Source organism: Vibrio tetraodonis (assembly GCF_003350295.1).
GTDB classification, from domain to species: Bacteria; Pseudomonadota; Gammaproteobacteria; order Enterobacterales; family Vibrionaceae; genus Vibrio; species Vibrio tetraodonis.
Genome location: NZ_QLYY01000005.1, coordinates 17,629 through 41,498, shown reverse-complemented (window position 1 = coordinate 41,498; position 23,870 = coordinate 17,629). Strand labels below are relative to the sequence as shown.

The 23,870-nt window shown below is 42.5% G+C and carries 26 protein-coding genes; 13 read left to right on the top strand and 13 right to left on the bottom strand.

The window, feature by feature from the left end:
* Positions 1–17: 17 nt before the first annotated feature.
* The gene (cueR, locus tag DPF90_RS00480; RefSeq protein ID WP_114783567.1) at positions 18–404 is read right to left on the bottom strand and encodes a Cu(I)-responsive transcriptional regulator; all 387 of its coding nucleotides are present in this window, start codon (positions 402–404) and stop codon (positions 18–20) included.
* Positions 405–667: 263 nt separating this feature from the next.
* Here cueR and DPF90_RS00475 point away from each other — a divergent pair, with 263 nt between their 5' ends.
* The gene (locus DPF90_RS00475) at positions 668–1,861 is read left to right on the top strand and encodes an acetate/propionate family kinase (RefSeq protein WP_114783565.1); all 1,194 of its coding nucleotides are present in this window, start codon (positions 668–670) and stop codon (positions 1,859–1,861) included.
* A 204-nt stretch (positions 1,862–2,065) separates the two neighbouring features.
* Here DPF90_RS00475 and DPF90_RS00470 read toward each other — a convergent pair whose 3' ends face one another.
* A complete protein-coding gene (locus DPF90_RS00470) occupies positions 2,066–2,821 on the bottom strand; it encodes a hypothetical protein (protein ID WP_114783563.1) in 756 nt (251 codons plus the stop codon).
* Entirely contained in the window at positions 2,821–3,387 is a 567-nt protein-coding gene (locus tag DPF90_RS00465; protein ID WP_114783561.1) for a ComF family protein, read from the bottom strand. Before DPF90_RS00465 ends, DPF90_RS00470 begins: the two co-directional genes overlap by 1 nt.
* 233 nt (positions 3,388–3,620) lie before the next feature.
* Here DPF90_RS00465 and DPF90_RS00460 point away from each other — a divergent pair, with 233 nt between their 5' ends.
* The 4 genes from DPF90_RS00460 (at position 3,621) to DPF90_RS00445 (ending at position 6,896) form a co-directional block, all read left to right on the top strand.
* The gene (locus tag DPF90_RS00460; protein ID WP_114783559.1) at positions 3,621–4,040 is read left to right on the top strand and encodes a hypothetical protein; all 420 of its coding nucleotides are present in this window, start codon (positions 3,621–3,623) and stop codon (positions 4,038–4,040) included.
* A gap of 159 nt (positions 4,041–4,199) precedes the next feature.
* Positions 4,200–4,967 carry a hypothetical protein gene (locus DPF90_RS00455; protein ID WP_114783557.1) on the top strand — a complete coding sequence of 256 codons (768 nt, stop codon included), beginning with the start codon at positions 4,200–4,202 and terminating at the stop codon, positions 4,965–4,967.
* Positions 4,968–5,292: 325 nt separating this feature from the next.
* Positions 5,293–6,537 carry a hypothetical protein gene (locus DPF90_RS00450; protein WP_114783555.1) on the top strand — a complete coding sequence of 415 codons (1,245 nt, stop codon included), beginning with the start codon at positions 5,293–5,295 and terminating at the stop codon, positions 6,535–6,537.
* Entirely contained in the window at positions 6,534–6,896 is a 363-nt protein-coding gene (locus tag DPF90_RS00445) for a hypothetical protein (protein ID WP_205395138.1), read from the top strand. The genes DPF90_RS00450 and DPF90_RS00445 overlap by 4 nt, the downstream gene beginning before the upstream one ends.
* Positions 6,897–6,964: 68 nt before the next feature.
* Here the strand turns inward: DPF90_RS00445 and DPF90_RS00440 are convergent, their stop codons facing one another.
* Both DPF90_RS00440 and DPF90_RS00435 read right to left on the bottom strand, forming a co-directional pair.
* Positions 6,965–7,243, bottom strand: coding sequence for a type II toxin-antitoxin system RelE/ParE family toxin (locus DPF90_RS00440; protein ID WP_114783553.1), 279 nt, complete (start codon positions 7,241–7,243; stop codon positions 6,965–6,967).
* Entirely contained in the window at positions 7,243–7,524 is a 282-nt protein-coding gene (locus DPF90_RS00435; RefSeq protein WP_114783551.1) for a type II toxin-antitoxin system TacA family antitoxin, read from the bottom strand. The genes DPF90_RS00440 and DPF90_RS00435 overlap by 1 nt, the downstream gene beginning before the upstream one ends.
* 234 nt (positions 7,525–7,758) lie before the next feature.
* Here DPF90_RS00435 and DPF90_RS00430 point away from each other — a divergent pair, with 234 nt between their 5' ends.
* From DPF90_RS00430 to DPF90_RS00415, 4 genes are all read left to right on the top strand, one after another.
* On the top strand, positions 7,759–8,583 hold the full coding sequence (locus tag DPF90_RS00430; RefSeq protein ID WP_114783549.1) for an alpha/beta fold hydrolase: 825 nt from the start codon (positions 7,759–7,761) through the stop codon (positions 8,581–8,583).
* Positions 8,584–8,640: 57 nt separating this feature from the next.
* Positions 8,641–9,006, top strand: coding sequence for a hypothetical protein (locus DPF90_RS00425; RefSeq protein ID WP_114783547.1), 366 nt, complete (start codon positions 8,641–8,643; stop codon positions 9,004–9,006).
* 160 nt (positions 9,007–9,166) lie between these two features.
* A complete protein-coding gene (locus DPF90_RS00420; protein WP_114783545.1) occupies positions 9,167–9,553 on the top strand; it encodes a VOC family protein in 387 nt (128 codons plus the stop codon).
* Positions 9,554–9,557: 4 nt separating this feature from the next.
* Complete coding sequence (locus DPF90_RS00415; RefSeq protein ID WP_114783543.1) at positions 9,558–9,911, top strand: tRNA-binding protein; 354 nt, start codon at positions 9,558–9,560, stop codon at positions 9,909–9,911.
* A gap of 162 nt (positions 9,912–10,073) precedes the next feature.
* Here the strand turns inward: DPF90_RS00415 and DPF90_RS00410 are convergent, their stop codons facing one another.
* The 7 genes from DPF90_RS00410 to DPF90_RS00380 form a co-directional block, all read right to left on the bottom strand.
* A complete protein-coding gene (locus tag DPF90_RS00410) occupies positions 10,074–11,345 on the bottom strand; it encodes an aromatic amino acid transport family protein (RefSeq protein ID WP_114783541.1) in 1,272 nt (423 codons plus the stop codon).
* Between the two features lie 294 nt (positions 11,346–11,639).
* A complete protein-coding gene (locus DPF90_RS00405) occupies positions 11,640–11,978 on the bottom strand; it encodes a hypothetical protein (protein WP_114783539.1) in 339 nt (112 codons plus the stop codon).
* Positions 11,979–12,035: 57 nt separating this feature from the next.
* Positions 12,036–12,347, bottom strand: coding sequence for a hypothetical protein (locus DPF90_RS00400; protein ID WP_162813960.1), 312 nt, complete (start codon positions 12,345–12,347; stop codon positions 12,036–12,038).
* A gap of 272 nt (positions 12,348–12,619) precedes the next feature.
* Positions 12,620–14,068, bottom strand: a complete 1,449-nt coding sequence (gene gnd / locus DPF90_RS00395) for a decarboxylating NADP(+)-dependent phosphogluconate dehydrogenase (protein ID WP_114783534.1) — start codon at positions 14,066–14,068, stop codon at positions 12,620–12,622.
* 32 nt (positions 14,069–14,100) lie between these two features.
* Entirely contained in the window at positions 14,101–14,817 is a 717-nt protein-coding gene (gene pgl / locus DPF90_RS00390) for a 6-phosphogluconolactonase (RefSeq protein ID WP_114783532.1), read from the bottom strand.
* A complete protein-coding gene (zwf, locus tag DPF90_RS00385) occupies positions 14,814–16,316 on the bottom strand; it encodes a glucose-6-phosphate dehydrogenase (protein ID WP_162813976.1) in 1,503 nt (500 codons plus the stop codon). The genes pgl and zwf overlap by 4 nt, the downstream gene beginning before the upstream one ends.
* A 324-nt stretch (positions 16,317–16,640) precedes the next feature.
* Positions 16,641–19,517 (bottom strand): HD domain-containing phosphohydrolase, encoded by a 2,877-nt coding sequence (locus DPF90_RS00380; RefSeq protein ID WP_114783528.1) that lies wholly within the window; start codon positions 19,515–19,517, stop codon positions 16,641–16,643.
* Between the two features lie 168 nt (positions 19,518–19,685).
* Here DPF90_RS00380 and DPF90_RS00375 point away from each other — a divergent pair, with 168 nt between their 5' ends.
* The 4 genes from DPF90_RS00375 to DPF90_RS00360 all read left to right on the top strand — a co-directional run bounded on the left by DPF90_RS00375 (position 19,686) and on the right by DPF90_RS00360 (position 22,560).
* Positions 19,686–20,135, top strand: a complete 450-nt coding sequence (locus DPF90_RS00375) for an SRPBCC domain-containing protein (protein WP_114783526.1) — start codon at positions 19,686–19,688, stop codon at positions 20,133–20,135.
* 50 nt (positions 20,136–20,185) lie between these two features.
* Entirely contained in the window at positions 20,186–20,569 is a 384-nt protein-coding gene (locus tag DPF90_RS00370; RefSeq protein WP_114783524.1) for a cytochrome b562, read from the top strand.
* Positions 20,570–20,665: 96 nt separating this feature from the next.
* The gene (locus DPF90_RS00365) at positions 20,666–21,019 is read left to right on the top strand and encodes a hypothetical protein (protein ID WP_114783523.1); all 354 of its coding nucleotides are present in this window, start codon (positions 20,666–20,668) and stop codon (positions 21,017–21,019) included.
* Positions 21,020–21,114: 95 nt separating this feature from the next.
* A complete protein-coding gene (locus DPF90_RS00360) occupies positions 21,115–22,560 on the top strand; it encodes a PepSY-associated TM helix domain-containing protein (RefSeq protein WP_114783521.1) in 1,446 nt (481 codons plus the stop codon).
* A gap of 48 nt (positions 22,561–22,608) precedes the next feature.
* Here the strand turns inward: DPF90_RS00360 and pyrC are convergent, their stop codons facing one another.
* Positions 22,609–23,637: a dihydroorotase gene (gene pyrC / locus DPF90_RS00355; RefSeq protein WP_114783519.1), complete on the bottom strand. Its 1,029-nt coding sequence runs from the start codon at positions 23,635–23,637 to the stop codon at positions 22,609–22,611.
* Positions 23,638–23,870: the final 233 nt, after the last annotated feature.

Here is a 23,870-nt window from a genome sequence, read left to right as displayed (position 1 = left end):
ATACTGTGGGTAGCAAACTACTTGGTGAGCTCCTCAATAATAGGGCACTGGCTTCCTTCATCGCCTGGGCATGCATTGATCCACGAGGTAAGCTGCTGTTGTATCTCTTGCAATTGGCTAATTTTCACTTCCACTTCATTAAGCTTTTGCTGCGCTTTTTGTTTAACTGCGCGGCTGGTGCGTTTCGGGTTTTGGGCCAGTTGGACAAATTCCTTACATTCTTGAAGTGAGAAGCCTGCATTTTTAGCGCGAGAGACCAAATTCAGTTCTTGTATGTGTTGGTCATGATACTCACGATAGCCTGCATCGCTGCGACTGGGCGGGCTGATCACCCCTTTTTCCTCGTAAAGGCGAATCGACTTACTTGATAAGCCAGTAAGCTTGGATACCGCTCCTATATTCATGCTGACCTCTTTGCGTATTCACTCTCAAGGTGACTATGACGGATCTTTTTTCGTACCTCAAGTCCCTTTGCTTGTTTTGTCTGGCTGCTGACAGGATAAATTTCGCTGACAAATTAAAGGCGAGCTTGTGCTTGATCAACAAAAATGGGTTTGCTTACTTCTAAGAGCTTTAAAAAGTTGAAGCATTAAAAAAATATTGAGTAAGATTATGGTAGACGAGGGAGAAGTTGCTCCCATTTATGCTCTATTACAGGATATCGCTCATGCCCAAATCGTTTGTTTTAGTGATTAATTCAGGGAGTTCTTCCCTTAAGTTTGCCGTTATTGATTCCTCGACAGGCGAAGAAGTTATTTCTGGCTTGGGCGAGTGTTTCGGTCTAGCGGAAGCCGTTATTAGCTGGAAACACCAAGGTACCAAAACGCAACATGAGATCAAGGCGAAGGATAACCACCATGAGTATGCGATTGAGCAAATTGTTACCCTGATAGAATCCTTAGGGCTGTCAAAACAATTGGTTGCAGTAGGGCACCGAATTGTCCACGGCGGTGAAAAGTTTACTTCTACGGTTCGCATAGATGATAAGGTACTGGCTGAAATTGACGCTTTATCTAGCCTTGCTCCGCTACACAATCCTGCGGGCGTAAAGGGAATTAAGTCGGCGTTAAATGCATTTCCTAGTCTGCCGCAATTTGCCGTTTTTGATACCGCGTTTCACCAGAGTATGCCAGATAAAGCCTTTACTTACGGCATTCCACAGCAGCTATACAAAGAGCATGGCATTCGCCGTTATGGTTTTCACGGTACTAGCCATTATTATGTCAGCCGTGAAGCGGCGAAAATGCTTGGTCAGACGGTTGAAGAGTCAAATATTATATCTGTGCACCTCGGTAATGGCGCCTCGGTGTGCGCCGTGAGTGCAGGCCGCTCTGTTGATACCTCTATGGGCTTTACGCCTTTGGCTGGGCTTATGATGGGCACGCGCTGCGGGGATTTAGATTCAGGGATCATCGAATTTTTAATCAAAAAAGGCTGGAGCCATAAAAGCGTGTTTGAAACCCTAAATAAGAAATCGGGTTTTCTCGGGGTTTCTGGGCTAACTTCAGATGCCAGAGGCATACTTGAAGCCATGGAAGAAGGGCACAAAGGCGCGAAATTGGCCTTTGATGTCTTTACTTATCGAGTCGCAAAATATATCGCAGCCTACCTTGTGCCGCTCGATAAGTTGGATGCAATAGTCTTTACTGGCGGCATCGGTGAAAATGCGCTGCCGATTCGCAGCGAAATCATTAAAAACCTTAAACTGCTTGGCTTTGTTGAAGACGCAGTAGCCAACCAAGCCGCTCGCTTTGGCCAATCTGGCATTATCGCCAAATCCGAGTTACTTGGCGCCGTGGTCATGGTGATCCCAACCAATGAAGAATACGTGATCGCCAAGCAATCGGTTGAGCTGCTTTAAACGATAAAACAGACAGTTAAAAGCGAGCTTTGTGCTCGCTTTTTTGTGTGTAGAGCTTGGGTAAACCATTGCGAAGGATGTATGTGACGGAGAAATAAAAAACTTGATGCATATTGTTTAATTTTTGTGGGTTATGGTAGGTTTGTTGTAATTTGGGCTGGTGGGGAAACGAGCTGGCCTGTTATTAAGAATGTTATGCCACTATTACCCTCGCATTCCACCATAGGTGCCAACTTTACTTTTATTCTGAAATTTGTTCGCGAGAGCCTGTACTAGCTCATATTTAAACTTCACGCCACTATGCCTTCCACGGTAGAAGTTATCAATTGCATATTCTGTGTTTAGAGTTCTATATACGTTAGATGACGACTCTAACTTTTCGATATAGTTATTGTTCAAGAGGTAAGAGTTTAGTTGTCTTACAGTATCAAACTCTTTTACGCCCTTGTTAAACAACTCATCTAATAGCTCCTTTGCCGCAAGTCCATTTGAATTGAAGTAGATCTTATTAATACTGTCGATATCAATATTATTTATCGGTGCGTCATATTTAGCAGAAAAGACTCTAACTTTCTTATTATTTTTAAAAGCTCTAATTATATTTGAGTAGGAACCTTTGCTTTTCTCATCCCAAACTACATAGCTAATGTTTGAGTCAAGAGTCATCTTTTCATCTTTAACTGTTTGGCGTTGTCTGCTTCCACGAATGCCATCTGGAACTTTGACATATTTCACATCAAAGGCTGCATCATGGTTTCGTGGTACTTCGCTAATTGTATATACAGTGACATCGGTCAAGCCGATTTTAGCGCAGTACGTTTGTAAAAGAGAGTCGAATCCATTTGCGTCACCGACCAAAATTCGATATTTCCCTTCGCTTTTTATAGCTTCAAGACTTCGCTTTATTCGCTCAGGCAAAGTCTTGATACTGATCGACCCAGAAAAGAAAACGCTATCCATTATCTATGTACTCTTGTTTTAGTCAAAGTTACAACATATACGTTGTCTACATTCCCTTGATTGTACATTGTTTTGGTCAACTCATTAAGAGTAGAGCCTGAACGGAATAAGTCATCAATAATCAGTACTTTATCTGATTCGTAACGCGAGTCTACCTTAAATGCACCACTCAATATTTGCTGTCTTTCAGTTATATCCTCAATGGATTTTAACTCAGCGGTGTCTTTTACCTTCTCGACATAGTTTTGGTCGTACTTGATTTCTAAAGTTTCCGCAACTGCTTGCGCAATTGCATAAACAGGTTGCAAATCTCGTTGTTTTGAGGCTGGGGCTGGAACAATGACTTCGATATAGGGAGTTACGAAGCGAGTTCGTAAAAAAGCAACAAGCTCAGCTACAAGATACTCGATATTTTCTTCTTCCCCTGAGTATTTTAGGCGATTAAGTGCCTTACCAACATCAGAATATGTATTGTCAAATGAGCCATCCTCAAGCCTGACACTACCTATTGTGTGTAAATCTAATGCCCAACCTGCTTTCCAATTGCCTTCAATGTCAAAGCTCATGATTAATACCTTTTGAAATAGTGTTTTACTAAGTTACAAATGGTACAGTGTTCCAGTTTGTGTGCATTGATGCATATCAATTATTATACTAGTGGCATATTGATAGGTTTGATATTGGTTTACAACGTTCGCGCTTTCATTTTAAGCAAGTTTAGTGTTTATTGCACAATGGTTAAGCTAAGGTATTAGCGTTGTTCACACCTTAATTTGGCGTTAAGATTTTTGAGGGAAACATGGAAAGAGATATCATACTATTTGTAGTTTCGATAACTGTGAGTTTTATCCTTGGTTGGTATTTTTCGTCCAGGAAGAAGAAGTATCACGAGATGTTATCTGATCTCGAGAACGAGTTAAGCTACATCAAAAAAATTAAAGAAAGACCGCTGGAACTAGTAAGGCATGCATTCTCAAAACTATTCCTAATTCTGTTTCTTGTTTCGTTAGGGCTACTCATTCCATCAGCTTTTAAGTTCTTTTTGAATGAAAGTTTTGAAATCATAGTTGCATATGTGCAGTTCATAGTATTCTTCTCAGCTACTGCGTTTTCGTTTTGGACATACAAGTTGTTTAGCAATGTTATTAACTACGAGGTAGCTGCAAGGAAGTTAGAAGGCAAAATCGAGAAAATGAAGTCAAAAATAGAACAATCCTAACAATAAATTTAAGAGTGATTCACAACGCTTGGCGCTTTCACTTCATGCAAGTTTAGTGTTTATGGCACAATGCTTTAGGTAGGGTGGTCGCGTTGCTCATTACCTAATTGGGCGTTATATTTTAATCAATTTCAGTGGTAAGTATATAGGATAATGAGTGTGAATTTTATAGATGGAATTGCAGTGTTGGGTGCTCTAGCTTGGACGCCTCATCTAGTGTCGATGGTGAAAAATCATTATACAAAGCCCAAGGTACGTATTATCACATCTCGAACTGCTGAAGTTGGTTTTACTTCACTAGGTCCCATTTTGAATCTTCATTTGGCTTTTTCAGTTGAGCGAAAAGACATTGTCGTATCTGATCTCAAGATAAGGTTAAAGCACTCTAGTGGTGAAGAACGTGTTTTCGAATGGCAAGGCATTAAACAGAATGTAGGTAAAATGACGACAGCAGACGCAGGCTCTGTACCTTTCGAAAAAGAGCAGTCAGTGTTAGCTATCAAACTTAATCAAGCCGACATAGAAGAGAGGTTTATCCGTTTTCAAGATATCGCATTCCTGTCATCTAAAAGAGACTACGAAAACAAAGCCATCAAGCGTGTTACCTATCTTAAATCGGAAAACAAGTATGATCCTGAGTCCTTTTTACGTGACCAGGAAATGACAGAACTATATAACTTCAATAAACATATGTTCCCGTGGAAAGAGGGAGAATATACAGTAACAATTGAAGTTCAATCGCCGGAGAAATTTGTTCTAAATGACAATGTTCTATTCTTCTTCCTTTCAGCTGTCGACATTGAAGAGTTAGCTAAGAACAAAAATTTACTAGAAGCCGATTACAAGCGCCAAGTTATGGGGTATGTGGAAGGACAAGAGGATATAGTTTGGCAATGGCGAACCCCTGCTTTAGATAAAGTGGAATAAAAATCTAACAAACAATTTAATAGTGATTCAGGCTTCCCAATTGAGTATCGTGCTTCATACCTTAATATAGCATTAAATTTCAATGCTTTAACTAATCCGCTATCTTCTAATTTAGTAATGTAGCTGACAAGCTTTTGTTTAATTTTTAGCCATGCCCCCATCGATTTTTTTTACGTTCGAAGAGGGTTCAAAACCGTCACTTTGAGCGTTTTGCTAGTCAAAATAACTATTTGGTTGGTAAATGCCGCAAAACGCCTTGTTGGGAATGATAAATAACTGAAAATATTGATATGATTCGGCTTATTTTTTATTAAGGCTAACTCCCATGCGGTATGAATCTTTCCCATATGCCCCAGAAGAAAGGCAAGAAACCACAAGAGAAAGAGCAGCGCGACAACGTCAAGAGCGCAGAGCGGAATTAACTTATACCGCTAAGGACGAGAAACGTTGGGCAGAAAACAGAGAGCGCGTTCTTGCAGAGCGTGAAAAAGCTGCCCGTGTGTTTGAACTTGGCTGGATGCAATCACCATGCACACAGTCTCAAGAGGCATTGTGGGCAAGTCTATTTACTGCCGGCACCAAAGAAGACCAGAAACAATACATCAAAAGTTGCAATGCTCACCTAAACGAGCCTGTAAGGCAGGGTGAGATTGTGCTGCTTCCCACGACAGAGCCAAAAACAGCAGAAGATAACAAGCTCCTCGATGAGTGGTTAGAGCAAGCCAAGATTGCGAGCAAGGAGTTAGGCAAACTGCTTGATGAAGAAGTCGATACGCTAAACCGTCACTTCGACTTGTTCTCCCATCAACTCGATGAGCGAATTAGGGCTGACGGTTTACCTTCCGACTACTATGCGCAAGTCGCCACAGGTGTGGGTGCGACATCGGCGCTGGTCGAGCAGAATTTGAAAAACATCCAAGGCGTGCTTTTAGAAATTAACGATTTATATGCCGCTCAAGTAGCGATGGCAAGCAGAACAGGCGGGGTGAACTATGGAACCTTTGTCTCTGAACGTGCGGGCTTGTTTAAAAAGCTTGATGGCTCTTTTGCCATGTTGTCTAAGCGTAGTGTGCAAATTCCTATTTACACTCAAATTAAACGTAACTTGAAGTTGTCGACTAAGTCAGTAATCCACAATGCAGATGAAATTCTAAAGACAGGCTTTGTTAAAGATTTAGGCAAGCGTATCGGCAATATTTGTATTGGTATTTCCGCCGCGAGAGGGCTGGGATACATTGGCTTAATGATCGGCGCAGCCAGTGGTGTTGATAGCATCTATGAAGCTTGTAAAGTCGATGGTAAAGGGGACTGTGGCAAGACAACAACTCGTGAAGTTGCTGGCTTTATTGGTGGTGTCATTGGAGGCGTTAAAGGTGGAACTGTTGGCGCAGGGATAGCGGTCTCATCTGTTTCTGGTATCGCTTTATTCATTGGTGTTACGGCTTCTGCTCCTGTACTTGCTGTTGCTGCTATTGGTGGCACTGTGGCAGGAGGTTTAGTTGGTGGTGTTGCGGGATCTACCGCTAGTAAATGGATTGTTGATGAGATGTATGCTTGGAGCTCTCAATGAGTATTAAAGATATAGCATTTTTTCTTTTGTACTTTGCTACCGTTTGGGCTGTGCCTGGTGTAGTTATGGCTTCAATTGTTTCTCTGGGAAGCTTTAAACATATTATTTTTATGGATCAGCAACTTGCTAAAGATCTAAGCAAGTACTACGACGACAAAGGCTACATGCGCCCTAAATATCAATTGTCTTGGGAAATAGGTAGTCGCTGTTTTGACTACTGGGTTAAGTATCCTTTTATTCGCAAGCGTTCAACGACGGATTCAAAGAAATTCAAATTATTTATGTGGGTGAATGCTTTAGGCATGTGGAGTTATATCCTCTGCTTTGGATTGATGCTGATAGGAAAGATGTTTAACTAAGCTAGATTGATTCAGTTTACCTACTGAAAATTTGGTGTGTGTCCTGATTATCTTGCCAGAGGACGCGACTAATCCGTTGGAAATTTTTGTTTCTGATGGAGTACACGCATAATTCGGATAATGTCGCCTTCTATCCAATAGGAAACGATCATCGAAATCTCAGGAATGATAAGTAATCGCCCACGAATACCGTCTCGCTGTACACCCATAAGAGGTTGCCTTAGCAAGTTTTCTACTTTTACCTCAATGAGGTTGTCAGTTTTTTCTGCCGCATCAGGGTTAAAGTCATAGAGAAATTCAAAGATTTTTTCACGATCATTAAGTGACTCTTCTTCCCATAAAATCATTACTTACCTCGATTACGGATTCTGGCTTTGCGCTCTTCCATTTGAGATTTAGCAGTTTGGTGCTCAACGAAAACGGATTCTCCCGAGTCAAACTTTTCAAATGCTAGGTTTACTTGTTCAGTTAGCCATGCATCATGAGATAATGTTTTTCTTTGTTGTTCAGCGAGTTGTTCAGTAAGTTCACGACAAGCATCACTCAGTGTGCGACCTTGGCTCTCAGCCATTTGTTGAGCTAGGCGTTTCGTTTCCTCATCAACACGAAATTGAATTCTAGTGTCCATGATGTATTCCTTTGTTGCTGTGTGTACAAATGTTAGCACTAGCCTTTGAGATGGGCAACTAACAAGTAGCTCAATCCTAGGCGTATATAAGTTTACGCCTCTTAGCGTGGCTTAGTACGTTTGGTGTATATCCTAAATTAATTTCACTATGTTTATCATCAATGCCATCTTTCGTTTCGGGCTAAATTGGTTATGATAAACCACTTATTCAGTGGCTAGAAGTGCGAGGGCGAAGTGTTAGTAGAAAAATGGTTAGATATCGAGGGCGACCAGCTTTATTGTTTGGCTACTGAGCGCAAAGAGTCTCAAGAAACGCTGGTGTTGATTCATGGTTTAGGCGAATCGCATCTCTGTTTTGCGGATGCAATCGACTGGCTGCCGAATTACAACCTAGTCATGTTTGATCTGTGTGGCTACGGCTATTCTCCTGCTTCAGCTATTTCTCATTCAACGGAAACTCAAGCAAAGCGCATATTAAAAGCGCTTGAGCAATTAAAGATTGATGATTGCTTTCTCCTTGGTCACTCTTGGGGAGGCGATACGTCTACCTTGGTTTGCCAACACGATATAAAAGGTATTGTGCGTGGTTTTATTAATGCCGAAGGTGGCGTTCACGCAGAAAATATAATTTTGTCTAAGATAATTGCTGAACAATATTCTCAGTTAAGTCCTGATGAATTTTCTAAGTGGGTGAAAGGTGTTGGTTTTTCACAGCGTTTTTCTATGTTTTGGGGCCACGGGGCGGGTATTAAGTATTTATCGTCTGTTCGGCGTTGTGACCCCGTTGTTTTAGGTAGTACAGCAAGTGAAATTTATGCTCAGCACGCCACTCAAGATGTGCGGGGTGTTGTTAGTTGGGGACAAATCTATGAAAGCTTGCCGATACCTAAAGTTTACTTTTGGGGTACCCAGAGTTTAAGTGGTTGTGAACGTGCTGAAAAATTCATTTCGACATTGAATAATGTTTCGTTCGAAGGGGCCAATCACTGGGTTCAAAATGAACCGTCTAAGTTTTACCAAGAGGTGGATAAATTCATCACTGAGGTTGCCAAAACATAACCCGTATCTAAGGCTTTCGGGGACTTTTCTTAAGCATGCCACTCAGGAGTTTATAAAGTGTATATTCGTTTTGTCGTTGGCTCTGATGGGCAAAGCCCAAGGGAAATGCACGGACCTTTTACCGAAGTTGCGTACCTTCGAGAACAAGGGCTATTAGCATCTTATGAGGAAGATATCGTTTCAGACATATTTGACAAATTCAATCAAGAGTTACCTTGCCCACCTTGGTCATCGAGTCATTGGCCAGACGATGCCATTTCTTGGTTCAAGGTGACTGCACAGTACTTTGTGTCTGAGATGTATAATTTAGTGGCGCTTTTAAACGAACATGGAATTCAGGTTCGAGTTTTAAAGTGTGACAAATTATTCAAAATATTTTACGAAGATGAATTTCAAGTCGTTGCCATGGACAAAAGGTTTTAAGATGAATGGCGACGTGAAAACGTGTAGCCATATCCAAATTGCCCACATCAAAAAAACATGCTTCTCATAGTTGGTAACTTTACTTTCACTCTAAGTACTAGACATTATGTGTCTCATATTGCACAGTATTTTTAACTTCATAGCTAAAAAAGGAATAGCAATGTTCAGTCACGTTATGGTCGGCGCAAATGATATTAATCAATCCAAAAAATTTTACGATGCCGTGATGGCCGTTCTAGGACATTCAGAAGGTGTGATGGATGACAAAGGCCGCTGCCTTTATGTAACAAAAGATGGTGTATTGGGTATTACCCACCCGATTGATGGCGAGACGGCAACTCATGGCAATGGAATGACAATCGGGCTTAAAGTCAGCAGCCCTGAATTGGTGGAGGCATGGCATGCCGCTGGTCTAGAAAATGGCGGTACAGCGTGTGAAGCCCCTCCTGGTATACGTGAAGGCGGAGGCCGGAAATTATATTTGGCTTATTTGCGAGATCCTGCTGGCAATAAGCTTTGCGCCACTCATATTGTTTCGTCGAGATAAAAGTATGGAACATGCTCCAATAAAACCGCTGATTAGTTTTGATGATTTTGCGAAAGTAGATATTAGGGTTGGCCTTATTCGTGAGGTCAGTGAGGTGGCTAAGTCTGATAAATTGATGAAGCTTACCGTGGACTTTGGCGATCATACCCGTTCCATTCTCGCGGGTATTAAACAAGAACGTGATAACCCTATGGATATTGAGGGTAAGCAAGCTTTGTTTGTGGTGAATTTGCCGGAGAGGAAAATGGCTGGTGAAGTCTCGCAAGGTATGTTGTTCGACATTGGTTATGAAGACAAACTTTTGCCGTGTTTAGCTTGTCCAGAAATGCCTATGCCCAATGGCGCCAGAGCTGGATAAGGTTTGATTGTTAGAATGGACAAAAATGAAACTAGATAAAATCACCAAACATACGGTGATACTTTAGCTAAGATTGAACTGTAATTATTCGTTGAATTAAAAAAGGACTGAAAACTATCAGTCCTTTTTGTTACCTTGTGTTCTTCAGATTGAAAGTCAGAACTATTGCGCTAGCTTAAACACTAATGCACTTACCGCAACGGCTCCGGTCGCAAGTACAAAGAAAGTCGAGAGTTTGCCTTTGTATACGTGCAAACTTTTTACTTTGTAGACGGCGATCATTGGCATGATAAATAAAATCATCGCAATAATTGGACCTGATAGCGCTTCCATCATACCTAAGATGCTCGGGTTGATAATCGACACCGCCCAAATACTTAAGAAGAGTGCAAGGATACACATCACATGTGCTTGACGATGAGAAAGTGGCGTGCTTTTGGTCAGCATACCAATCAGGCTTTCACGTGCGCCTAAGAAGTGGCCGATGAAAGAAGAGGTGATAGCAATAAAGGCAACAATAGGGCCAAGCGTTGCGATAAATGGATTCTCAGTAGCATTGGCAAGGTAAGAAAGTACGGATACGTTCTGAGCCTTAGCTTCAATCAATTGCTCTGGGGAAAGAGTCAGTACACAAGAGCCTACAAATAGCATCACAAACACAATCAGCATTAGGTTAGTGCGGCGAACGATCACTTCTGATTTCGGTGTGGCTTCTTTATCGCCATAATGTCTGCGCTGAGCATTAGCAAACGAAGACAGAGCAGCGACATGGCTAAATGAGAAGATCACGACGGGAGTAGCTAGCCATAGAGTGCTACTTAAATCGGATATTGCTGGCATAACCAGCTCTGGCAAATGCCAGCTAGGGATCAGGTAGACAGATAAAAACAGCAAAATAGCAACCAGTGGATAGACCATGATTGAGAATGTTCGCAGCATGGCTTTTTCACCTGCGAGCATGATGGCGATCAATCCAGCTACTAATACACCAGATAACCAAGCCCTCGGCATAGAGGCCATATCTGCTTGGTTAACCATAAAACTATCGACTGTATTGGTAAGACCAACACCATAAATCAGCAGAACAGGGAAAATTGATAGGAAGTAAAGAAGAGAAATACCTTGTCCTGCAGCTGGACCAAAATGTTCAACAACGACGTCAGTAAAGTCGGCATCGGTTCGGCGAGAAGAGAGAATAAAGCGAGTAAATCCTCTGTGGGCCAAGTAAGTCATAGGATAAGCAAGTATGGCCATTATAATGAGTGGGACTATGCCACCTATGCCTAAGTTGATGGGCAAAAATAGGATGCCTGCACCGACGGCGGTGCCAAATAGGCTTAAGACCCATTGAGTATCGTAGGATGTCCACGGGCTTGCTTTCGCTGTTAACGTATTTTGAGTATCACTCACTTGTGCGTTACCTCTGTCTGTCATGGAAACGCAAGGCTATATATTTTGTAAATAATTATCACGACATTTATACGTTATGGTGATCCAACTCACGAAGTAAAGTGTTAAAAAGAGGTGTCTGAATGTTTGTTAACCAGTTGTTTATTTTAATATTAAACCAATTCAATTAAATGATTAGAGTAATATGCGGCCTAACTGGCAAAAAGAAATGTTTAAGACTCAGGCACTACACCGCCATTGTGCCGCATGAGTTGGCATGTTTGCATCAAGTAGTAACCAGCTACAGAAACTACCTGCCGGTGTAAGCCAGCTTTTATATCAACTTTTTTGCATAAGTTTTTTAAACATGGATGATTGGCGAATAAACTGAGCGTATATTTGCTGCCTATACTCCAATTGTTGCTCGTCATTGAGTTGGCTGTAGTGTTCAAGTGCTCGCTCTGCAGATGGAGCATCGGGAATGGTTGTAAAGGCGCTCAATGCTGTCACTACCGATTGTGCTTCGACCGACTCTAAAGAGAACGAAATTTGTTTCGCTTTTTGAACTAACGCTTGGAGAACAATCTCTCTTTCTGCTTGCTCTATTTTTGATTTGAGCTCGTTTTTGATGCTCTTGAGTCCCGCTTGTTCGAGCTTGCTTATTAGTTCGTTATTCATTTTTTTATCGAGTAATTAGTGGGTTTAGGCTAATGGCTTGGTTTATATAGTGTCTTGTTAAACCAATAATAAAGGCTGAGGAAGAGCAAAGTCTGGTGTAGAAATTAGTGTTTCCAACACCTCTTTAGTGATAACAGGTTTATTTTCTACAATTGGAAAAGTAAGGGTTTGGTCGCCCTTCAGTGTGACTTGGTAATGCGTTTCTACCGTACGAATATGACCGAATTGCTTTATGTTGGTAACAAGAACCTTTACATTTTTTACTGAAAGGAAGTGACCCTTATAGTAGAGCTCGACATCGCTTATCATGCACATCTCGCCAAGCATTGGTAGGAGTCCATCTAAGTCCTCAAATTCAATTGTTACCATTTTTACACCCATCTCTCACAGTATTTTTCGTTGCACAAGTCCTTGTATCTGTTTTCGTTAGGTCGCGGAGGTTACATTAGGTTTAGGATGATCGATAATAAACTAACGTGAACTTTTATGATCTGTAATCAAATCAAAATTTTAATGGCTTGTTTTCGGTAAATGAGCTTGAGGTGCCTTTTAAAGCAAAGGACCGGTTGATAGGCTTTTATCTGGGTAAATCTCAATAGAAAAACAGCCAGTTATATGACTGGCTGTTTTGAGATGCTTAATTAGACGTCGTAAGTGGTTGACGCTGTATCACCGCCAGTTCCCGTCCAGTTTGTGTGGAAGAACTCACCGCGCTGGCGATCAATGCGCTCATAGGTATGAGCACCAAAGTAATCACGTTGCGCCTGAAGTAAATTGGCTGGCAGACGAGCAGTGGTATAACCATCTAGGAAAGTCAGGGCAGACGTTGTACATGGCATAGGGATACCAGCTTCAAGAGACTTGGCAGCAACTTTACGCCAAGCGGCAAGGCTATTTTGTAGAATGCCTTTGAAGTAATCGTCAGAGCCTAGGAATGCAAGCTCAGGATTTTTCTCGAATGCATCGCGAATATTACCTAGGAATGCAGAACGAATGATACAGCCACCACGCCACATTAGGGCTACGTTACCGTAGTTCAAATCCCAGCTGTTTTCATTGGATGCTTCGCGCATTAACATGAAGCCTTGCGCGTAAGAGATGATCTTAGAAGCAAGTAGCGCTTGGCGAAGTGCATCAACCCATTCTTGCTTATCACCTTGAACCGGTTCAATGGTTTTGCCAAACAGCTTTTCTGCTTGTACGCGTTGGTCTTTCAGTGCCGATAGGCAGCGAGAGAATACTGACTCAGAAATAAGAGTGAGTGGGATACCAAGATCAAGCGCATTGATACCTGTCCATTTGCCCGTGCCTTTTTGACCCGCAGTGTCGAGGATTTTCTCAACCAGAGCTTCACCATCTTCATCTTTGTAACCGAGAATATCTGCGGTAATTTCAACTAAGTAGCTGTCTAGCTCGGTCTTGTTCCAGTCAGCAAATACTGCTTGCATTTCATCAGCAGACATACCTAAACCATCTTTCATAAACTGATAAGCTTCGGTGATCAGCTGCATGTCGCCGTATTCAATGCCGTTGTGAACCATTTTAACGAAGTGACCAGCACCATCGTTACCGACCCAATCACAGCATGGCTCCCCTGCATCTGTTTTTGCAGAGATGCCTTGGAAGATAGGTTTTACTGCTTCCCAAGCTTCTGGTGTGCCGCCTGGCATGATAGATGGTCCAAAACGAGCACCTTCTTCACCGCCTGATACACCCGTTCCGATAAAATGAATACCTTTCTCACGAAGTGCTGCAACACGACGGTTGGTATCTGGATAGTTGGTGTTACCACCATCGATGATGATGTCACCTTTATCTAGCAGTGGAACCAGCGCTTCAATAAACTTATCTACGACGTCGCCGGCTCGTACCATAAGCATAACTTTACGTGGTGCTTCTAATTTTTCAACTAACTCCTCAAGGGAGTATGCGCCGACGATGTTGGTGCCTTTTGCTGGACCTTGAAGGAACTCATCTACTTTTGCAGCAGTACGGTTATGCGCTACCACTTTAAAGCCATGGTCATTCATATTTAGGATAAGGTTTTGGCCCATTACCGCTAGACCAATAACACCGATATCACCTTTCATTATTTCTCTCCAATTTTTAATGGACGCTCGCGTTACGCGATCTTTTCTGCTGCGTCTGAATCTAGGTACCACTCCGTCTTTCCAGTTTGCGACTGGATTTTGGCTGCGGGATAGGGCAGCTCGTTTGCGGGAGTGGTATGAATCTCATGAACGATCTCTACTTTTCCAGCACCAAGTACAAGGTAGCTGATACGCTTGGCCGCTTGTAAAACTTTAGCGGTTTTAGAGACACGGATCTGGCCTGACTCTGGATGAGAAGCTAAAACAGATAGCTTTTCCTCTTGGTAGTTAGTCTGGCCTGGGAATAGGGAAGCAGTGTGACCATCAGCGCCGACACCAAGTAGGATCCAGTCAAAAACAGGCGTGCCGTTCTCGGTTGGTATAACGTCAACCATTTCCTTGGCAAATCGCTCGACTTCTAGCTCTGGCTTTTCTTCACCACGAATGCGATGAATATTGCCAGCCGGTATATCTACTTGGCTAAAGAGCAGGGCATTCGCTTCACCAAAATTACTCTCTTTGTCTTCTGGTGCCACACAACGTTCATCGCCCCACCAGAAATGAAGATTTTTCCATTCAATCGATGTTGAATAGGCTTGAGTTGCCAGCAATTTAAATAACATTTTGGGTGTGCTACCGCCTGACAGCGAAATGTGCACAGGTCGATTGAGTTCGCTAAGCGCCTTTAGGTCGTCAGCTAAGCTTTCCACTACCTGTTGCGCGGTTTGGAAGATCTTATGGTTGATCATAGTTCACAATAATCCGTATCTGTTAAATTCTTACATGGGAAACGCCAAGCTCTGTTGTCTCGTTTTAGCAGCTCGTCTGACTCTTTCGGACCCCATGTGCCACATGCATAACCAAATAGGGCCTGTGGATCTTGTTTGAAGTCTAGAATCGGCTGGACATATTGCCAACATGCTTCGACGGCATCGCTGCGAGCAAATAGAGTCGCATCGCCATTGAGCGCATCAAGGAGTAGGCGTTCATAGGCGGTGAGCATTTGTGTTTCTGGCAAATCCGCGTAATGGAAGTTCATCGCCACTTCTTTGGCTTTGAATCCTGCGCCTGGCTCTTTAAGACCAAAGCTTATCTGAATGCCTTCATCTGGCTGGATACGAATAACTAACTTATTCTCTGGTGCATTTTGGCCAAAAACAGGGTGAGGCGTTTGTTTGAAGTGGATAACCACTTCTGTGACTCTGGTCGGCAGTCGTTTTCCAGTACGAACGTAAAAAGGAACGCCATTCCAACGCCAGTTGTTGATGTAGGCTTTGAGACCAATATAAGTCTCAGTTCGAGAATCATCAGCCACACCATTTTCTTCGCGGTACCCGACTAGGTGTTGACCACGCACATCTGATGCTGTGTATTGACCAAGGACTAAATCACTTCTTAGCGCTTGTTCATCAAGTGGTTTAAGACACTGAAGCACTTTGATGACTTCGTCTCGCATTGAATCGGCATTGATTTGTGCAGGAGGCTCCATTCCTACCATAGCAAGAACTTGGAGTAGGTGGTTTTGGAACATATCACGAACTGCACCTGAGCCGTCGTAATATCCGCCACGTTCTTCAACACCTAAAAATTCAGCCCCAGTGATTTCGACATAGTCAATGAAGTTTCGGTTCCATAGAGGTTCGAACATGGCGTTTGAAAAACGAAAGACCAGCAGGTTTTGAACCGTTTCTTTGCCCAAATAGTGGTCGATACGATAGATTTGATGCTCTTCAAAATGCCCATGGATCTCTTTATCGAGTTTTTGCGCTGATTCAAGGTCATAGCCAAAGGGCTTTTCGATGATTAACCGCTTCCAGCCGTCTTCTTCTTTATTTAGCCCATGTGCTGCAAGGCTTGCTGGAATGACATTGTATAAGCTTGGAGGCGTTGCAAGATAAAAGAGCGTATTGCGCTGTTCGAAATGATACTGTTGAGAGAGTTGGTCGAGGCGGGTTACCAGTTTACTGTAGTCTGCGGTATCTGAGGTATTGATAGCTTGGTAATGCAGATGGTTTATAAACGCATCGAGCGTTGCAGGTTCAGTTTTTTCCATTTCCTGAAGAGAGTGCTTCAGTTTTTCGCGGTAAGACTCATCGCTGTATTCAGTGCGGCTGACACCAAGTATGGCGAAGTTTGTTGGAAGCTGCTTACTCGCATAAAGGTGATACAAAGCAGGGATCAACTTACGATACGTCAAGTCTCCCGAAGCACCAAAAATAACGATGCTGCTGTTTTCTGGTATTACCATCATCTTTCCCTTAGAAACGAGGTAGTTATCATATGTCGTTCATACAGTGAACTCAGAGAGCCAACCCTACCAACGGCAATTCAAAATTGGTAATTGGTCATGCCTATTATTCTGATAGCTAGAAATGAATTATTTCGAGCCACGAGATAAATCATAATAAGGCAGAACATTGTCCATGACTATTGATTAGACATCAACCTTTGTGAAAGCAATCGATTAAATATTGACTGATTATTGGCACATTTGGTGTTTTCTGCCACTTAAGAATCCCCACTAACAGTATACAAAGGTGTTAAATCAGTGCTGATTATCGCGCGTGGCCGTCTAAAATTGTGTTTTTAAATGTGCTTTGACGGTTTGAATATAACCGTTTCGGTCGATAGGAACGATTTGTTCTGCGTCTAAGAACATTTTGGCATAGTCTTGGTCGACTTCATGCTCTAAAAATAACAGGTAAAGCTTGGGATCAATATGCCCAGTTGTTGCCATATGGGTCATTATGTTGAGGGATTCGGCAAGATTTTTCGCCTTTTTATACGGTCTATCACTCGACGTTAATGCTTCGAATACATCTGCGATCGCCATAACACGAGCTGGAATGGAGAGTTCCTCCTCGTTGAGCCCCCGAGGATAGCCTTTACCATCGATTCTCTCGTGATGTCCTCCTGCGATTTCAGGAATATTTTTAAGGTGCTCAGGGTAGGGAAGACAGCCGAGCATCGTCAGTGTTTGGATGATGTGGTCGTTGATCATAAAACGCTCTTCATCATTGAGAGTTCCATAACGAATCGATAGGTTGTAGAGCTCTCCACGGTGGTATTTCAATTTGCCCGGTTCGAGTACAAATTTCTCTGTCCAGACATCTTGTGGACTTTCACCCTTAGTCCAAGGGATCTCATGGACTTTCTTATCACTCAGTATTGGTTCCATGACGGGCAATGGTTGTCGCTCACCCGCGCGTTGCTTTTCTATCCAAGATACGCCAGCTTGATCGTCGAGTGTCCTTTTCCATTGTTTTTGCGCAATTTGATTGAGCCGAACAATGGCACTTTCGTCCATTTGCTCACTACCTATATTGCATTCAGCAACAAACTCGAACTCACTGTCCAACATAGATTGAGTATCTTCAAGGGTTTTCTTTAATGCAGTGGCATCGCCGCCATGATACATGCCTTGCCAATAGTCGGCTTCTGCTTGAACTTTGAGTAACTCGAATCGCATTCTTACTTCGTGGATTCTGTCGTAAATGGTTTCAAGCTTGGTAGCTTTATCGATTACGTATTCCGGTGTGGTTACCTTTCCGCAGTCGTGAAGCCACGCTGCGAGTTTGAGCTCCTCCCATTGATCTTCTGTCATTGAAAACTGAGGAAAGTAACCTTGGTCGTTATGGGCGACTTTGGTTAACATTTGGGTCAGTTCCGGTACGCGTTGACAATGACTGCCCGTATACGGTGATTTCGTATCGATTGCTGAGGCGATAAGCTGGATAAATGCATTCATCATATCTTTTTGCTGTTCCATTTGATGAATGTTTTCTTTGGCGATTTCAGCAAAGCTCAGCAGCTCTTTCAGGAAGGCATGTTTATCGCTTTGCTCTTTTGTAATGGCCCTTTCATACCCAAGAAGCAATACCCCTACCAATTGAGATTCTCTGTTAAGCAAAGGGAAAAAGTAGACATCTGAGTTATAAAAATCATCAATATATTTCTTAAGCGCGTTATCACTGCGATTCAAATGGACTATTTCACCTTGTCGTAAGTCTTTTTCGAGCCAAGCGATGTCTTTAAGAAATTCATTAACATCAATTTTAAACGGTATGATGGCGTGGTTGGCGATGACCTCAAAACTGCGTTCTTTTTCATTAACAGAGAAAAGAACGATAGTTTCAGCACGTGTAACAAGATAGCTTTGATGAGTGATGGTTTTAGCCAAAATAGAGAAATCTTTGTTACTGGCTGTCTCACGCAATAATCTCAGAAGATCATGCAGCGTGTGCTCCATTAATTCTATTGATTCGGTTAAGTTAGACACTTCGCGAATTAAACTTTTTGGGTAGCGTGTCTTTTTGAAATCAAAACGGGCAATATTGTCGGTCAGTTGGACCAGATTGTGCAGCGGTGTGGATAATTTGGTGGCAACAAACCAAACAGTAAGAAAGCTCACCACTAGCATGGCCATGGCCACACGAATTTGTCTGTTTCGCATTGACAGTAAATCACCGAGCAACTCGTCTTGTGGTATAGCTTCTGCAAGTAGCAGTCGGACATGTTCGTTTAACCATACTGGGGTTAAAGTGACTGACCAAATGTTGCCGTCTCTTTCAATAACTTCATACAGAGTTTCTGTACTGTGTCGGTTTAAAATTGGCTCAAATAAGCTGTTTTTGACCGCTTGTCGCACGGACTCTACTTCTTGATCCAAATCTATATTGGATTGGTGCTGTGCCAAGAGTCTGAATTGTGTGTCAAACAAAGCTACCTGAGTGGCTTTGGACAGACTAAGTTCAGCGATTTGATCTGAGAGTGACGAAAGTGTGAAGTCTGCAGCCACCACTTCTTGACCGTCAGCTGACCTGCGTGACAATGTCACGCCATTTGTCTTCAAGAAATAGAAAAAATAGGGCTCGGTAAGACGTATTTCCCCGTCGGCATCAGCGTTGATGTACCAGGGTCGTACACGAGGATCGAACTTGTTGTCATTGGTTTTTTTGTATCCAACACGGTTGTAATCATGATCTAAATAGTGAAATTCGTTTAACCCTTCTGCTTTGGTGAAGTTTATCATGATCCTTGCGTTGGGGGGCGCTTCAAACCGTTCTCGTGATGATTCGTCATGCAGTGGGCGAAGCATAAAAAATTCACCGTGTTCGTTGCCATAGAATAAAGCAACAAGGCCTTGATTTCTCTCAAATATTAAATTGGCAGAGGCTAAGAAACGTTTCGCCTCAATGGGTGGTGTACGCTCTTTAATGACCGCGTTTAACGCCATAAAATCGAGGGTCGTTAAAATGGGACCAGCACGTACTTTGAAGGTCGATTCGAGCTTGCGGCTATTTTCATTACTCAGTTCCTTGGCACTTACTGCTAATAGTTCTTGTGAGTGATGATAACTAATAGCAATAAGCACGATGCCAACCAAAGTCGTTAGCACCAGAAATAAGCTCGTGATGTGAATACTCAGAGAATAATGTCGTTTCTTCATTTATATGTCGCTTAATGGCTTCTCCATAAGTATCGATCAATATATAAATCCTGCAAAAGGAAAGATGAGTTAAGGCATCATTTGTCATCTAGTTTGATGATTTTCAAACTAAATTGTGCCTACATCGACTATAACTATTATTGACACAGTTTAATTGGAAGCAAAGAGATGTTAACTCGGACGTATCAAGTTGAAGTATTAGCGACCTCAGAGGTTGTTTGGCAAGTATTAACGGAAAAGGCGTTGTATGAGCAATGGGCCAAGGCCTTCTCACCACATTCTCAATTTGAAGGAGAGTGGAAAGAGGGCAGCAATATTTGCTTTTTCGACCCGGATCTTGGGGGGACTCGCGCTATCATTGACAAAATAGATACAAACAGAGAAATTCAATACACTCATGTTGCAATTTCGAATCCGGAAAATGTCAAAGATATTGATAGCGATACGGCGCAGAAATGGATAGGAACAAAGGAACATTACCAGATTATCCCTAACCAAGAATCTGTCACCTTAAAAGTAATGATTGATACGCATCCAGACTTTGTCGATATGCTTGATGATGGATGGAAAAGAGCGTTCCCATTGATCAAGGTAATAAGCGAGCAACAAGGCCGTTAGTTTGGTAAAGTGCACGATTACTCTGCACTTTAACCGACTAAGAATTTAAAATGAAAAAAATCATTTTTGCCTTAACACTCATGTTTTCGATTCAGGTTTTTGCATCAGACGTTGACCTGAAAGCAACCATGAAGCAAATGAAGCTTGAGTTCAAGCAAGCTGCACAGGCAACAAGCGTCGATGGTATGAAAGTACCTATTGATAATATGTTGCAGCTTGTTGAGCAAGCCAAAAAAGGCAAATACCCACCAGAAAAAGTTGATACTTATATTGAAGGTTTTAGTAAGCTATCGACAACCCTAAAACAGATTGATTCGCAGCTTGATGCAGGAGATCTCGCTTCCGCTCAAGAGTCACTACGTCAGGTCGATGAACTTCGTATTGAATATCATGATAAACGCAATCCTAGTATTTGGAGCAAAATATTTGGCTGATGTGATTGCCATATTTTTATCTGAGTAAAAGTCACTACTTGTATGATTGTGTGAAATTTTCACGCATTAAGGCCTTTGAACAATTGAAGAGTAATGATGCCTCGGCGGAAGAAGTTTAACCGATTGATGCTAACAATCAGTGCCCTAAGCTGGGCACTGATTGCATTGATGCCTGTCATCAATGCGCATGGCCCCAATGCTGGGGTATGGGCGAGCTTGTGTACGCTTAATGGCTTTAAGTTAGTTCAAGTTGAAGAAGGAAAGCCGACAACTCAGCATGGTAAGGCTTGCTCTTTCGGTCACTTCTCTTGTTTTCACCAAGACACGCTTCCAACCCCATCTTACGTATCACGCATTACTTATGTAATCAGTGAGTATTATGCTTTTTTAGCCCCTAGCATAAGATACCAATTAGCTTTTGCCAGAGCACCACCACCTTCCTTTTTTTAATACAGAAAATCATACATTTAAAGTAAACGCAGCGTAGGCAAAGTACTTGGCTTTGACTGATGCTCTTGTCTGCGCGTCAAAAAAAGGAAAGTACCATGTTGGGTAATCAAATTCAGACCTCACCTAAGGAAGCACCGTGTTCTGCAACGGACAGAACTCAAGTTAAATCAAGATATTTTATGGTCTGGCGCTGGCATTTTTATGCAGGTTTATATGTTATTCCCTTCATTATCATGCTCAGTCTAACTGGATTGGTCATGTTATTTGATGATGAAATCGAATCGATTAGGTATCACGATGAACTGATTGTTGTGCCTGAATCTGTTGCACTTCCTGTCTCTCTCCAATTAGACAAAGTACAAAAGGCTTACCCCCTCGGGAAAGTCACTCAATACATCCCCTCCAAAGACCCCAGTTTGGCAAATAAATTCGATGTTCGTTTAGCTGATGGTCGCTCGGTTCTGGTGACGACAAACCAGTACACAGGTGAAGTAATAGGTGAAATTGATCGCAGTGATAGCTGGTATCAGCTAGCTAATGATATTCATGGTACCTTGCTCATGGGTCAATGGGGAGATTATTTTATTGAGATAGCAGCGAGCCTGAGCATATTACTGATTATGACAGGTGTATATTTGTGGTGGCCGAGAGACAATGCCAGTAAAGCGGGCTTCTTTAAAGTTCGAATCTCAAATATGCGCCTATTAATGAGAGATGTACATGCAAACTTTGCCGCTTTGTTTTCGTTTGTCCTATTGTTCTTTTTACTATCCGGTCTAGCTTGGACGAGTGTATGGGGCGCAAAATTAGTGCAGGCTTGGAATACTTTTCCTGTCTATTACACTTGGGGCGATAAACCTGAGTCTAATCTTACTCACGCTGATCTTAACCATGGCAGTGAAAAAGAATTACCATGGAACCTTGAACAAGCGGCACTGCCCGAATCAAGCGGACATATTCATGGTGCAACAACCCACGCTGGAAAAACGAACTTTACGATTAGCGAGCACGCAATCAATATTGATTCTGTAATCGAGCAGGCGAAAAAGCTTGGATTTACGCAATACAAGGTGTTTCTCCCTCAATCTGAAAAAGGTGTTTTTACACTCGCGGCAAATTCAATGGGCGGAGATATTACTGATCCACGTTTGGATAAAACCACGCATATTGACCAATACACAGGTGATGTCTTAGTGGATGTTGCTTGGGATGACTACAGTGTGTTGGCTAAGTTGATGGCAGCTGGCGTGTCCCTGCATCAAGGGGATATGAGCATCATTAATAAGGCGTTAAATGTACTGTTTTGCCTTGTTTTTCTCTTGATATCACTTTCTGGGGTAGTGATGTGGTGGATCCGAAGACCGTCAGGAAAAACTCGCATGGGGATACCAAAGCACTTTGAGAGCGATGGCCTCTGGAAAACGGGCATTGCAGGACTTCTATTGGTTGCTGTGTGCTTTCCTTTAGCTTGTTTGGCTCTTGTATTGTTTGGTTTGATTGATTGGCTTGTTTTTAAACCGAAGAAATCTGCGCTCAGCTAAGCGATAGAATAAGGCCACACATGAGTGGCCTTTCTGTAGAGCTCCAGTCTATGAGACTTTCCAGTGTATCTTTTCACCGGCTCTAATTGGTACAACGATATCATTGCCAAACGGCATGGACTCTGGGACATGCCACTCTTCTTTTGTCAGTGTTACCGTATCTGAGTTTCTAGCAAGACCATAGAAATCTGGCCCATTGTGGCTTGCAAAAGCTTCCAAGTTTTCTAACTTACCTTCTTGTTCAAACACTTCTGCGTATAGTTCTAGTGCTGCATGGGCAGTGTAAGAGCCTGCACAGCCGCACGCTGCTTCTTTCATTCCCTTGGCATGGGGAGCTGAGTCAGTGCCCAAGAAAAACTTCTTGCTACCACTGGTGGCTGCACTAATCAGAGCAGCTTGGTGGGTATTACGCTTTAAAATCGGTAAGCAGTAGAAATGGGGTTTAATCCCTCCCACAAGCATGTGGTTACGATTGTAGAGAAGGTGGTGCGCCGTAATAGTTGCGGCAAGGTTATCGTTAGCGTTATTGACGAAGTTTACGGCATCAGCAGTGGTAATATGCTCAAGCACGATTTTAAGATTTGGGAAGTCGTTTACGATGGGAGCAAGAACGGTATCAAGAAATTCTTTCTCACGGTCAAAAATATCCACTTCGTGATGTGTGACTTCGCCATGCACAAGTAGCAGCATTCCGACTTCTTGCATTGCCTCCAGTACGGGGTAGATATTTTTTGCCGAAGTAACGCCTGAATCTGAATTGGTTGTCGCACCGGCCGGGTATAATTTTGCGGCCGCAATTTTACCGCTGGCTTTAGCCTTTTTAATTTCATCTACCGACGTATTATCCGTCAAATACAAAGCCATTACGGGCTCAAAATGAGAATAGGGCTGGTTAGCCATGATGCGATCTCGATAAGCTATCGCCATTTCAGTATCAGTGACGGGTGGGATAGTATTGGGCATGATAAGAGCTCGGCCATTATATCGGCTTATATCTCTTACTGTATCAGGTAAAACATCACCATCGCGTAAGTGAACATGCCAGTCATCGGGTCGAGTGATCGTAAGTGTTGTCATTGTTGCTCCCACCATAATTTTAGTTGTCGGATTGGAGCCTAAACAAGCGTGAAAAATGAGAAGGCAAACGCTTACGTCTAGGCGACGGGATGATAGAGCAAAGTGCTGCTAAATGCATCTAATTTTTGTCGTTGTAAATCAAAGAGAATAAGGGCTTTATGCCTTAACCACATTTTTAATCAATATTTACTCGGATATGAAAATTCCAACAAGAGTTAGGTATAATAGCAAAA